Source organism: Flammeovirga sp. OC4 (genome assembly GCF_000812565.1).
Taxonomy (GTDB): Bacteria; Bacteroidota; Bacteroidia; order Cytophagales; family Flammeovirgaceae; genus Flammeovirga.
Map to the genome: position 1 here is coordinate 213,051 of NZ_JTAM01000005.1, position 13,072 is coordinate 226,122.

A 13,072-nucleotide genomic window follows, 5' to 3' on the forward strand; every position below is an offset into this window, starting at 1 on the left:
AGCCTTTTTTATGCTCGAAAGACCTATTCTACCTACTGCTGTTCTGATGTTTTTTGATCTACCGCCTTTTTTAATTCTTCCAAAGCTGCTTTATACTGTTGGCTCACTTGAACTTCATAATCTGCAACAAAAGCAATAACTCGAGTAACTAATTGAAAGCCAAAATCACCCTTCTCTTCCCATGAAACCACTGTACCTCCATCGCTATCTTCTAAGGTAAATGTCATTTCCGATACAAATGTCCCTTCATTAGTAGACATCTGAAGTTGTATTTTATCATAAGGCTCTGCAGACAATACTCTCAGTTCTGCACTTGAACCATCATAAGACTTCCAAGTATGTGTTGCCCCTTCCCCCTCATCTGGGCCATGGTATTCAGGACTCAATCTGCTTCCTTCTTCTTCTAGTTTAAAAGCCCAATCATTCCATTTCCTTAAATTTTCGATGTAAGGAAAAATATCTTTTGCTGGAGCATTAATATAAACATGCTCTTTGACCGTATATTCAGAAGGCAATAACATTGCACCCCCTGCAAATAATAATAAAACGGACAATACCCCTAAAGAAAAATATCTAATCATTATAATATTAAGAACAAACCTTGCTAATCAATTAAATTACGTACAAGAAAAAGCAAATGGAGTTTGTGAGAGCAACAAAGACAAAACAACTTATACACATGATAATGTATCAATTCCATTGATTTAATTTTACTTCAATAATCCAAATAGCATTTATCCATGATTAACTTATCACAAAGTTAATCATGCACATTAATATTCGAATATAAATTTATTAAATTGCATTACTGTTTTTATTTTTTAAAGTTACTCAATGAGGCAATACCGCCATCTTTTAATAGTATTATTCATAACTTTTAATCTTTCAAAACTATTTACTATTGAAGTAAATGCTCAAGTACAAGATTCTACTTTACAAAAGGTAAAAGTGAAGGCTTATGTCCCTATTGTATTAGGAGACTCCGTCTATAAATTTACACATGACACTACCTTATTCTTACCTCCTGGACTCATCAATCAAGATTCTGCAGCAATACTGCAAACTGAAGAATTTTATAACAAACTACATAAAGTACTAGGCAAAAACAGATTTACTAAAGAGCTTTCCAATCTTCTTTTAGTAAAACAAAGACAAGAAGAAGACTCTGTAGATATGGCCCCTGAAATATTGAGTACAGGAATGTGTTTTGAGGGAAAAATTGTCAGGAGTATTACTTATGTTCGGTTACCTCCTTTTGGTGCTGAGGTCAAAAAACCGTATCCTATTATTACAACAAGAGTCACAAGAGCTGCTAACAATCTACACGCAAAAACACGAGAAAGAGTAATTGACAAAAACATTGTTTTCAATGTTGGTGATGCGATAAATGACGACGACTTTTATGACTCTGAACGTTTACTTCGTGCATTGAGGTTTATCAAGGACGCCAACATTTACGCCTGTAAAGTAGATGACGCTTATATAGACGTATACATTGTCACCCAAGATCAATGGACGATTGGTGTCAACGGAAGCTATCAAAGTATTAATGATTTTGAAGTTGGCTTATTCAATAACAACTTTGCGGGAACAGGTCAATACGCTTATATCGGAGCTGTTGTAAAAAGTGATGAACCGGAACCATTGGGCTATAACTTTGAATATCGTTTTCAAAACATTAACGGTAGCTTTATTGACCTTGATATCATATCCTACAATAACTACTTGGAATCCACTTGGGGTGTAAGTGCTTATAAAGATTTCATTACTTCAAATACTAAAACAGCAGGAGGCTTTGAAGTGGAAAACTTTAATAGATTATACGGTTATACTACCTCCGATAGTGCTTTTATACCTATTGATAGTGCGGACCGATTTTGGGAACCTCTAGAGTATACTTATACAGGGGCTTGGTTTGGGCGTTCTTTTCACCTGAATCAATCGAGAAATGAAAACGTAACTTTTAGTGCAGGAGTCGACAAAGTTTACCTTTTTAAAAGACCTGAAGAAGTAAGTAAAGACACCTTATATCAGTTCCACAACAAGGAACATTACGCATTTAGTATCACGATTAACCAACGAAACTACCGAAAAATGAGTTACCTTCAGGGATTTGGTAGAACGGAGGACGTTCCTTACGGATGGTTGGTCTCTCTCACAACTGGCTGGGAAAACAATGAATTTTTAGGAAGGCGGCCTTATCTTGGAATGGCCATTGATGCGGGACAGTTTACACCCTACGGCTTTTTCAAATTAAGAGGTGAAATTGGCTCCTTTATAGACAATGAATACAGGCAGGAAGTCTTTCACATCAACTTCAGTTACTTCTCCAACCTCCTTGCCATTAAAGATAATTTTTTCCGTTTATTACTCGACATTGATATGATGGGAGGAGAAGATCGAATACCTGGAGATTACTTATACTTTATTGATGATGACGTATTTTCTAATTTTCAAATCAATCGGTTTTCTAAAAAAGGAGTAAAAAGATTACAGCTTAAGCAAGAAAATATATGGTTCACCCCATTATTTTTCTATGGTTTCAAGTTTGCAATGTATCAAAGCTTCCAAGTTGGGGTATTAGCTGACCCACAAAAAGTATCTATATCAAAAGATGATATCTTCACTTCATTTGGAGCTGGAATAAGAACTAGAAATGAAAACCTTGTTTTTAATACCTTAACATTAGACTTGAAATACTTCCCTAATGCTAATTTTGATAATAATGCATTTCAAATATCGCTTACAACGGTAATTGATTTACCACTAAGAGACTTCAAACCTTCAAAGCCGAGATTTTTGAAGTTTGAATAGACTAAAAAGTAAAGCTAATTTCAAAACAAGTGAATTTTCGAATGTATATTCACCATAAATAAACTGAAAAGTAATGGCTATTGATATCATACAAAAATATACAGATGAATATTCTAACTTCATGGAGTTAGAAGGCATGAAAGTGCATTATAAAATAGAAGGAGAAGGGTTTCCAATTGTGCTTTTACACGGTACTTTCTCGTCATTACACACTTGGGATAAATGGACTGAAATTCTGAAAGAGAATTATAAAGTCATCCGTCTTGATCTTCCTGGATTTGGACTCACGGGTCCAAGACCTGACAGAACTTACTCCATTGATATTTATATCAACTTCATCAATAATTTTCTAAAAAAACTTGAAGTCAAAAAGTTCTATCTTGCCGGTTCTTCATTGGGAGGTTGGATTGCCTGGGAATATTCTCACAGATTCAAAGAACAAGTACGCAGACTCATCTTACTTAATGCAGCTGGCTTTAATGACAAAGACTCTATTCCTTTACTTTTCAAGCTTGTTCAAAATCCAATTATAAAAGAATTTAAAATGTTTCATGGGTTTGCTGAGTACCTAAAAGCCCCTAAGAGTTTTATCGAATTCTTTTTAAAAAATGCTTATGGTGATGCCAAAAGAGTGGATAAAGCCACAATCACGAGGTATCATGAGATTTTTACAAGAAAAGGAAATAAAGAAGCCTTCTTAAATATTGCGAATAGTACAATAGAGGATCACTCCGACCTTATCAAACAACTTGACACTCCAACATTAATCATTTGGGGTGAAAAAGACAGATGGATTCCACTTGCCAATGCTTATAAATTTCAATTTAGTCTACCTAACTCTCAACTGATCATTTATGAAGGAGTTGGCCATGTTCCTATGGAAGAAATCCCGGAGAAGTCTGCGAAAGACACTTTATCATTTTTAGAAAACACTACTTTTGACAGTGGGGTAAAAATAGAAACAAGCTACCTCTGTGATCAATTCAGAAAGAAAGTAAAAGTTGCTTCTGGTAAATTTGAAAGAATCGGAAAAAAAGTAGCCTTTCATGGTCAAGCAGTATGTCTCAAAACCAACAACCCTCTATTGGTTTTAGAGCGTTTGGGTGAAGAAAATGGAAAAGGAAAAGTATTAGTAGTCGAATGGCAAAGTGAACAATTAGACGCATTAATTGATGAGGAAATTGCTTATGCACTTCTACATAAAGAATGGGAAGGGCTTATCACTAATGCCAATTATAGACATACAGATGCTCTTAATAAAATGAGAGTTGGAATTTTAGCGAACTCCTGCTATCCAATGAAAGCGTTAAAAAATGATGAACCTATTGAAATTTACCTTCATGCTAATGTGGGAGGAATAGAATTAGTAGATGGAAACTACATTTATGTAGACGAAGACGGGATAGTCAGCAGCGATTATAATTTAGTTGATTGGGAACAATAAAAATAAGGGAAGAAGTGTAGTAAACTTCTTCCCTTATTTTTTAATGTTGCCCTACATAAAACTCTATCGTTTTCATCGATTCATTTCCGAGATTATCATAAGCAACTACTTTTATCTCATAATGCTGATCCTTTTTCAAATGTTCTTTTTCAGAGATATCTAAATTTGAACCACTTGAATAGAGATTCATTGGACCACCATTGATAGAATACTTAATTTCTTTTGTACCAACATGCGTATCAGTAGCTCCTAAATATACTTTGGTAAATGCCGGATAGATATCAAATTCTCCATGTTTACCGATAGGTTCAATACTCATGTTGGCGTGCACCTCCGGTCCTTCATTATCCACGAAAAATTTCACCTCATTTTCAGATTCTTCATTATTGACATTATCTATAGCATGGAATGTCAAAGTTTGATCTCCTTCTTCATTAACGGTAAATGCTCCACTATAAGTTTTATCAGCTTCACCATTTATAGCAAAAAAAGTATCTTTCACTTTAGAATGAGAGTCTAAAGATGTCAATTTCACCTGCGTCTTTGAGGTAACAAATAACGTATCTCGGTGCTCAAATTGTTCTCCAATAAATTCATATGAAGAGGAAGGAGGTACATTATCCATAAATAATATTTCCGTCCCTTCAATAGTCTTAACAGCTGTCATATTATTGACATTATCAGACGCTTTATAACTAATATGGTGCTCCCCTAACTCATTTTTCAACGTAAAAGCTGTCCCGGTGTAAGGCGTATAATTTGCTCCTCCATTTGGACTATATAAAACTTGTTTTACTCCTGCTTTATTATCAGAAGAAGCTATACTGAAAGTAGTCCTTGGTGAGATATATCGAATATTATCGTCCATATATTGATCACCAATAATTGTATGTGAGATTTCAGGAGCAATTTTATCAACATAAAAAGTCAGTGTTTTCTCGACTTCTTCATTATCTACTAAATCAAATCCTTTATAATGAATTTCATGCTCTCCATCTTTTAGGTCTTTCAAAGTAATGGGCTGATAAGTATATTCTTGAAAAGCACTATTATCATAACTGAATTCAATATGATCTACACCAGACATTTCATCTTCACTTTGCAACCTCACAGTAGCATAAGGTGAAACAATATTTTCATTATATACCAAGCCTTTCCAGTGAGCCATAGAATTAGGAGATGTCAAGTCAATTTTGAAAGTAGAGGTACGCACTTCCTCAGGGTTACCTACATTATCGGCCGAATAATAGTAAATAATATGTTGCCCTTCTTCTGTCAACGCTACTGAATATTCATATTCGTGAAAGTTCTCTCCATCCAATGAATAATAGATATTCTTAACGCCTGAATATGTATCATCAGCCACAATGTGCATCATTAGGTTTTTACCGTAAAAAGCCTCAACACCGTTATCATGCAATCGTGTACCATCAAAAGAAATTTTGGAAACGGGAGCTTTGCTATCTGCTATTACTTCATATTTCACTTCTCTCTTGGGTAAGATATACTCTTTCGTTTCTGGATCCACTGCCCATTTTGATCGAATATAATTAGGACCTTCTGTATCTAAATAAAGTGCTTCATTAGGCTTTACTTCTTCTGATTCATTTAATTGGTAATGCTCAGCACTCGCATCTTTAGAAATTGAAAAACTTAAAAATAATGGTAAGGATTTATTGACGTAAGTGCCTGAATGATCAATATACACACTTTTTTGATGGTCTAATCGCTGAGGTGCTGTATTTGATGCCATTAATTGAGGAGCATCTTCTTCAACTTTAATTTCTTCATTAATATTTAATGTGGTAGGAGTTTGAGGGTATATAAATTGAATTGATAATAACAGTATCAAGATGTAGAGTAAAAGAATCTTATTTTTCATTATTTCGGTAAATTAGGTTTTTGTAATGTTGGTTAATATTACTTAATAAAATAGCAAAAGGTTACATATTAGACCTTATCCTTTGGATATACTTTACATCAGCAAAAACCTCAAACCTACTCTAATACATAAAAAAATGACATTTTCGAACTAAAAAGCTTAATTCCCACCAAAAACATTACATGAATATTTTTTTTATCTTTTTTTACATTTACATAAAAAAATGAGACGATCTTTATAAAATCAGACCCTCTCATTTTTTCATTATACTAATATAAGTGCGAGCAAATTAGCACACTTTATATAGAATATACTCTATTCTTTACCATCTACGTAATCTTGTAAATAAGAGAACTTCTCCGTCAACTTTTTATCATGAGTAATTGTTGCACCTGCTACTACCCCTTGTTGAGTCGTAAAAAGATCTTCTAATACATTATCGATCATCTGACGACCAAAAGCTTCAGAAGCATCTCTTGGCAATTCATTTGGTAAATTATCAACCGCCATCACAGTAATATTATCCAAACTTGTAAATGCCGCCTCATCATTTCCTGTAGATGGGTTATAATCATAAATTGGATCAGCGATAGTCGATGGTCTTTTCGTACTAGGAATCGACCCCTCAATATCACAAGTTACATCTGCGATCACTTCAATTTTAAAATCGTCCTTTTGAGCATCTTCTTTTGTAAATAAAACAGGAGCATCAGGATGCCAGAACGCACCTGCCACCAACATATTTGATACTGAAATAAATTCTCCAAATGTTGAATTATAATCTGATGGATTAGCGAAGAAATCTTTAATTTCAAAAGCACTTCCATCCTTTTTTTCATGGTAATCTTTTGATCTCAACTGTACAAAGACAGGTCCTTCAAAAGATTCATTCAAATAATCTTGTCTACTTACTTTTTTAATACCTGCTGCCAATAAAGTTTCAACGGCACCATTTGACACACGACCACTTCCCGTTAAAGCAATCTTGAAATCGTTCGGTAGCTTTACTTTTTTACATTCAATCCACATTTCATTCAAATCGTGGCATAGATGTGCAGGTTTAAGATCATAAATGTTATGGCGTTTACCATACGCTAACAAACCATTATAAGCACCAACAAGTCCTGCAAAACGGCCAAATGCGATGACTCTTGATCCATCTTCTCTTACTAAAACCTCATAATCTACAATATCGATATTGTTGTTAAGGATTGCTCTCAACAACTCTCTATTGTAAGGTTGTTTTTTGATGGTGTGAGAGAAAAAGAAATATTTTTTATTCGGAACCAATTCTGGAATAGGAACCTCTTTAATACCTAAAAGAATATCGCAGTCGTCTACATTATCTACTACAGCAATTCCCATCTCTTCGTATTCTTGGTCCGTATAGCATCTGATGGGGCTTTTCTGTACGTAAATCTCTACGTCAGGATATTTTTCTAAAACTTCCTCACATTGGGCTGGAGTAAGTGCCACTCTTTTGTCCTCAGGTACTTTTCCTTCTTTAATGATTCCTACTTTCATGCTATTTTTTAGATCTATGTATTAAATTTTGGCTGTATGTAAATAATTTGTTTCTAAGGGATTATTACAACAAGTACAGAGATGGTCAACACCTCAAATTGTCACTTTGAGCACTTTTGCACTCATTTTTGCGAAGATGAGAAAAAAATTATGATGAACAAAAAGTAAAATGGATTACAATTCTGGAATAAATTTATCGACATAACCCTGCAGGCCTATTTTTGTACCATAGCCAGTGGGTACAAAACGCCAACCATCATCTTCTCTTTTCAACCTTGCAAACTCTACTTCGGTATCGTCTCCAAAATCTGCGTCAAGGTCATAGTGTAATACTTCTACTTGGGTTTCTAAGTTTAAAACTCGAATATAAGCTTCATCTAAATTGCCGAAATTATGCCTTCTACTTTTAGCATCATAAATACTCACAATAAAAACCAACTCCTTGACTACAGGTGAAATGTAGGGTAAATTCAATAAAATTTCCTCATCATCTCCGTGGCTATCGCCTGTTCTATTATCACCTCTATGTCTTACCATCCCATCAGGTGACTCTAGATTATTATAAAACACGAAATATTCGTCACTAGGAAGTTTTCCATCCTCTCCTAACATAAATACTGATGCATCTAAATCCAGCTGTCCTCCTTTTCTTACTTCCCAACCCAAACCAATTTTAATTTTACTGAGTTTTTTCTCTGCTGCATCTTTCAGGCGAATTCCCTTCCCCTTTTTTACAATTTTTGTTGCCATTTGTTGATTCCTGTTATTTGAAAGTAAGTATAAAGACGAAATTAACTGTTTACAAATTCTAATTCCTGTTTTGTGGAGAACTACACTGCAAAAGAAGTTTTTTTAATTAAAACTGAGGAAAGAGGTATTCCCTTTTTTGAGTTAGCACTTAGTTTTATAATTTGTACATAAGAAATACTTTAAACTTCATTAGTACCTGTTCAAAATTATCTATAGTTGATAACGATCAGCTACTTACTCGAGAATATTTCAATCAAAATAACCAATTCTCACAAAGACAACAAACACATGATTAGCTATTGGGAAAAAGAAAGTTTTGTAAACTATGACTTCATTGTAGTAGGCAGTGGCATTGTCGGACTAACCGCTGCTATTGAGTACAAAGAAGCACATCCAAAAGAAAAAGTTCTGATTATCGAAAAAGGCATTCTCCCCTCAGGTGCTAGCACGAAAAATGCAGGTTTTGCTTGTTTTGGAAGCCTAACAGAAATATGTGATGATTTGGAAAGTATACCTTCTTCAAAAGTATTAGAAACAATTGAAAACCGATACAGAGGACTCCAAAAACTTAGAAATAGACTAGGTGATAAAGCTTTTGACTTTCAACCATTAGGAGGTTATGAATTGATCACCAATCAGCAAAAGGACTACCTAGACAGAACTTCGGAAATCAATAAAATGCTATACCCGATCTTCAATGATAATGTTTTCTCTCCTGCTGATGAAAAAATTGGAGCTTTTGGCTTTCCTCATCAAACAGTAAAACATCTCCTTTTTAATCAGTTTGAAGGGCAGATTCATACCGGAAAAATGATGAAAGGTTTGATCGATTTAGCGAGATCAATTGATATTGAAATCATTACTGGTACAGAAGTGATCGATTTTATTGATGATGGAGATAGGGTGATTATCAATTGTAAAAATCAATTTCAGAAGGTAGATTTTTATGCTGAAAAAATTTCAATTTGTGTGAATGCCTATGCTAAAAAACTATTACCCCAACTTGAGGTTTCCCCAGGAAGAGGGCAAGTATTAATGACCAACCCCATCAAAAACTTACCTATCAAAGGGACATTCCACATGGACAGAGGATATTATTACTTCAGAAATGTTGGCAATAGAATTTTACTTGGAGGAGGTAGAAATCTAGATTATGAAGGAGAAACGACTACAACTATTAAGACTTCCCCTCAGATTATTAGTCACCTAAAACTTCTTTTAAAGGAAGTCATCTTACCCAACACTCCACATCAAATAAGTATGACATGGGCAGGAATAATGGCCTTTGGAGATCAAAAAGTACCTATTGTGAAATTACTTTCGGATAGAATTGCCATAGGTGTAAGAATGGGTGGTATGGGAGTTGCGATAGGTTCAGAAGTTGGAAAAGAAATCAACTCTCTTTTAGATTGATTCAAAAACAAAAGGTTTCAATCCCTGTTATTAAAGCATTAAAAACAATGTATTTACACAAAACAGTGATATTCGTCACCAAAAATGAAAGCATATTTCAAAAATTAGATGCATATTGCGTCGCATAAAAATTATAGGTTACTAAACTTCAAAAAAACATATCATAAATCATGAATTTACTTCTTACGCACAGAATAATCGTATCCCTATTTTTATTGATTTATCTTATTAAGGCTGTATTAATGTTCTTAGGAAAAGATAAGTTTGAAAAGTTTGCTAAAGCAATCAAAGTTCCTGAAATGATTATTTCATTCTTGTTCTTAGCTACAGGGGGATATTTACTATATGTTATTCCATTATATACTAAGGCTTTAACGATTAAATTTGCTTTAGTTGTTGCTTCTATTCCATTAGCAGTTATCGCTACCAAAAAATTCAATAAGATTTTGATGGTACTTTCGGTATTCTGTTTAGTTATGGCCTATGGTATGGCAGAAATGCACAGAGCTTCAGCAAAGAAACAATTGACTGGAGGTTCAACGACAATCCAAACAGCAGACGGTAATGTTTTATCAGGCAAGGACTTATTCACTAAGAAATGTTCACAATGTCATGGTATTGACGGAGATGCTCAAAGAAGTAATGCTCCAAAATTGTCAGAAAGCAAGCTTAATGATGCTGAAATTGAGCATCTTGTAAGAAATGGAAAAGGAATTATGTTCTCATTTAGTGAAAAAGACATCTCAAATGAGGAACTTAAGGCCATCACGAAATACGCGAAGTCATTAAGAAAATAGAAATTCTATTGCAATTTAATTTCGATTAAGTATCTTTGTGACAACATCACGAAAAAGCATCTAGAAGGGAGCGAATTTAGCTCCCTTTTTTGTTTGCTTTTTTTTAGATGACCTTTAGAATTTTATTTATATTGAGCTGGATTTTAACGCTTTAGTGAATAGTTAATTCTATATTAAAAAGTTGAAGATTATATTAATATTCTTGAGCTGAACTAAATTTTAAAATTTTATACAGTAAAGTTGTATGGATTTAAGTGGACAAATCAAAGAGATCGTTGAAACACATTTAGAAGATGATTCTTTATATGTTGTTAAAGTAGAAGTGAAAGCTGGCCGCCGTATGAAAGTTTTAATTATCTTGGACGGCGATGAGGGAGTAACGATTGAAGCTGTAACAAAAATTTCAAGGAGTGTAGGTCATGAAATTGATGAGAGAGATCTTATCAAAGATGAATACAATTTTGAAGTAACATCGGCGGGTGTTGGCGAACCTTTAGAACTGCATAGACAGTACAACAAAAATGTAGGTAGAAAAGTAACAATCACCAGAGGAAACGAAACAAAGTTTACAGGTGAACTAAAAGCTGTTACTGACGAGGAGGTCACTATTGATGCTGAAATTAAAGAAAAAGGAAAAAAGAAAGTTGAAATTAAAGAAATGATCATTCCTTTCAGCGACATCAAAAGTACAGTTGTAGAAGTATCATTTTAATAATTAATATCAACCATAATCGAAAAAATAAACAGTTGCAGATATGAATAGCATGGAACTAATCGAATCGTTTAAGGAGTTTGCCAAAATGAAAGGCATTGACCGTCCTACAATGATCAAAATCTTGGAAGACGTATTCAAAACAATGATTCGTAAGCAATATGGTGATGACGCTACATTTGATGTAATTATCAACGTAGATGCAGGTGATTTGGAAATTTGGCGTTACCGTCAAATCGTTGCTGATGATGCAGAAGAATTTGATGCCCAAACTCAAATTCACTTGACTGATGCTAAAAAAATCGAGGAAGACTTTGAGGTAGATGAAGAAGTAGCAGAAGCGGTTGAGATTGATTTCTTTGGTAGAAGAATGGTACAAACTGCTCGTCAAACATTAATTCAGAAAGTAAAAGACCTTGAGAAGAAGGTTCTTTTTGATCAATATAAAGAGCGTGTTGGTGAACTAATCATGGGTGAAGTTTACCAAACATTGGGTAGAGAATTAATTATCATTGACCAAGACAACAATGAGCTTTCTTTACCAAGAAACGAGATGATTTCTAAAGATCGTTACAGAAAAGGAGATCACGTTCGTGCAGTAATCGACAGAGTTGAAATGAACAACAACAACCCTAAGATTGTTCTTTCGCGTACTTCACCTTTATTCTTACGCCTTTTATTCGAACAAGAAGTTCCTGAAATTTTTGACGGTTTGATCGCAATCAGAAACATTGTTCGTGAGCCAGGTGAAAGAGCTAAAGTTTCTGTTGAATCATTTGACGATCGTATTGATCCAGTGGGTGCATGTGTTGGTATGAGAGGTTCTCGTATTCACTCTATTGTACGTGAATTACAAAATGAGAACATTGACGTAATTAACTATACTGACAACTTAGACTTAATGATCAGACGTTCATTAAGCCCTGCACATATCAATACTGTAAAAGTAAACGAGGAAGAGAAGCGTGTTGAGGTAGTTTTACCAAAAGATCAAGTTTCTTTAGCGATCGGTAAAGGTGGTCAAAATATCAAGCTAGCTTCAATGTTGGTTGGATATGAGATCGACGTATTTAGAGAATTACAAGAGCACGAAGTAGAAGACTTCGATATTGATTTGATGGAATTCAATGACGTATTTGATGATTGGATGCTTCTTGAACTTAAAAATATTGGATTGGATACTGCTAAAGCGGTATTGGATCACGAAGTGGATGAACTAGTAAGAAGAACTGACTTGGAAGAGGAAATGATTCTTGCGATCATGCATACATTAAGAAAAGAGTTTGAAGATGATCAACAACAGGCTCCTCAAAATCAACCTAACAATAATGCGATGGATGATGATGAAGATTTTGAAGTGGATTACAGTGACGATGTTCTTGATGAAGACATTGCAGAGGTAACCAATGCAGCTGCACAAAATAAAGCAGAAGCTAGTGAGAGCCCAAGTTTAGATGAGTTCAAAAATGACATTGAAGAATGGATCATCGAAGAATTCAAAAAAGTGGGTCTTATTACAAAAGAAGATGTATTGTCACTTCCAAAAGAGGCTGTAATTGAAAAAACAGACTTAGAGGAAGAAACTGTTGATGAAGTAATTGAAGCAATTTCTAAATAATTGAAATCCCTGTTTTAGGATCTTCACTTAGAATACAAAAAGAGGGATTTAGAATTCTATAAATCCCTCTTTGTTATGTTTATTGTTTTTTATCTCTACAAATAATTGTGAACATCAC

At 34.3% G+C, this 13,072-nt stretch carries 9 protein-coding genes and 1 pseudogene; 6 read left to right on the plus strand and 4 right to left on the minus strand.

The genetic code is table 11. The features are described from left to right. Window positions 1-32: 32 nt before the first annotated feature. Window positions 33-581: an SRPBCC family protein gene (locus PL77_RS06140; protein ID WP_044202854.1), complete on the minus strand. Its 549-nt coding sequence runs from the start codon at window positions 579-581 to the stop codon at window positions 33-35. Between the two features lie 253 nt (window positions 582-834). On the opposite strand from PL77_RS06140, the gene PL77_RS06145 reads away from it, so the two are divergent. Next, entirely contained in the window at window positions 835-2,814 is a 1,980-nt protein-coding gene (locus tag PL77_RS06145; RefSeq protein WP_044202857.1) for a hypothetical protein, read from the plus strand. A 73-nt stretch (window positions 2,815-2,887) separates the two neighbouring features. After that, window positions 2,888-4,258, plus strand: coding sequence for an alpha/beta fold hydrolase (locus PL77_RS30305; protein ID WP_052444211.1), 1,371 nt, complete (start codon window positions 2,888-2,890; stop codon window positions 4,256-4,258). Between the two features lie 40 nt (window positions 4,259-4,298). Here the strand turns inward: PL77_RS30305 and PL77_RS06155 are convergent, their stop codons facing one another. From PL77_RS06155 to PL77_RS06165, 3 genes are all read right to left on the minus strand, one after another. Then, a complete protein-coding gene (locus PL77_RS06155; protein ID WP_044202860.1) occupies window positions 4,299-6,140 on the minus strand; it encodes an OmpL47-type beta-barrel domain-containing protein in 1,842 nt (613 codons plus the stop codon). 315 nt (window positions 6,141-6,455) lie between these two features. After that, on the minus strand, window positions 6,456-7,664 hold the full coding sequence (locus tag PL77_RS06160; protein ID WP_044202863.1) for an NAD(P)-dependent oxidoreductase: 1,209 nt from the start codon (window positions 7,662-7,664) through the stop codon (window positions 6,456-6,458). Between the two features lie 174 nt (window positions 7,665-7,838). Further along, window positions 7,839-8,414, minus strand: coding sequence for a TerD family protein (locus tag PL77_RS06165; RefSeq protein ID WP_044202865.1), 576 nt, complete (start codon window positions 8,412-8,414; stop codon window positions 7,839-7,841). Window positions 8,415-8,702: 288 nt separating this feature from the next. On the opposite strand from PL77_RS06165, the gene PL77_RS06170 reads away from it, so the two are divergent. The 4 genes and pseudogenes from PL77_RS06170 to nusA all read left to right on the plus strand — a co-directional run. Beyond that, a complete protein-coding gene (locus tag PL77_RS06170; RefSeq protein ID WP_044202868.1) occupies window positions 8,703-9,827 on the plus strand; it encodes an FAD-binding oxidoreductase in 1,125 nt (374 codons plus the stop codon). Between the two features lie 170 nt (window positions 9,828-9,997). Next, complete coding sequence (locus PL77_RS30310; protein WP_082026419.1) at window positions 9,998-10,624, plus strand: cytochrome c; 627 nt, start codon at window positions 9,998-10,000, stop codon at window positions 10,622-10,624. A gap of 244 nt (window positions 10,625-10,868) precedes the next feature. Continuing rightward, complete coding sequence (gene rimP, locus PL77_RS06180; protein ID WP_044202870.1) at window positions 10,869-11,336, plus strand: ribosome maturation factor RimP; 468 nt, start codon at window positions 10,869-10,871, stop codon at window positions 11,334-11,336. Window positions 11,337-11,379: 43 nt separating this feature from the next. After that, a pseudogene (gene nusA, locus PL77_RS06185) lies at window positions 11,380-12,624 on the plus strand (transcription termination factor NusA); the annotation flags it as partial. Window positions 12,625-13,072: the final 448 nt, after the last annotated feature.

Excerpts from the sequence above, each read along its gene's own strand:
- PL77_RS06170 (WP_044202868.1), top strand. The coding sequence starts at position 8,703 with ATGATTAGCTATTGGGAAAAAGAAAGTTTTGTAAACTATGACTTCATT.
- PL77_RS06140 (WP_044202854.1), bottom strand. The coding sequence starts at position 581 with ATGATTAGATATTTTTCTTTAGGGGTATTGTCCGTTTTATTATTATTT.
- rimP (WP_044202870.1), top strand. The coding sequence starts at position 10,869 with ATGGATTTAAGTGGACAAATCAAAGAGATCGTTGAAACACATTTAGAA.
- PL77_RS06160 (WP_044202863.1), bottom strand. The coding sequence starts at position 7,664 with ATGAAAGTAGGAATCATTAAAGAAGGAAAAGTACCTGAGGACAAAAGA.
- PL77_RS06145 (WP_044202857.1), top strand. The coding sequence starts at position 835 with ATGAGGCAATACCGCCATCTTTTAATAGTATTATTCATAACTTTTAAT.
- PL77_RS06165 (WP_044202865.1), bottom strand. The coding sequence starts at position 8,414 with ATGGCAACAAAAATTGTAAAAAAGGGGAAGGGAATTCGCCTGAAAGAT.
- PL77_RS06155 (WP_044202860.1), bottom strand. The coding sequence starts at position 6,140 with ATGAAAAATAAGATTCTTTTACTCTACATCTTGATACTGTTATTATCA.
- PL77_RS30310 (WP_082026419.1), top strand. The coding sequence starts at position 9,998 with ATGAATTTACTTCTTACGCACAGAATAATCGTATCCCTATTTTTATTG.
- PL77_RS30305 (WP_052444211.1), top strand. The coding sequence starts at position 2,888 with ATGGCTATTGATATCATACAAAAATATACAGATGAATATTCTAACTTC.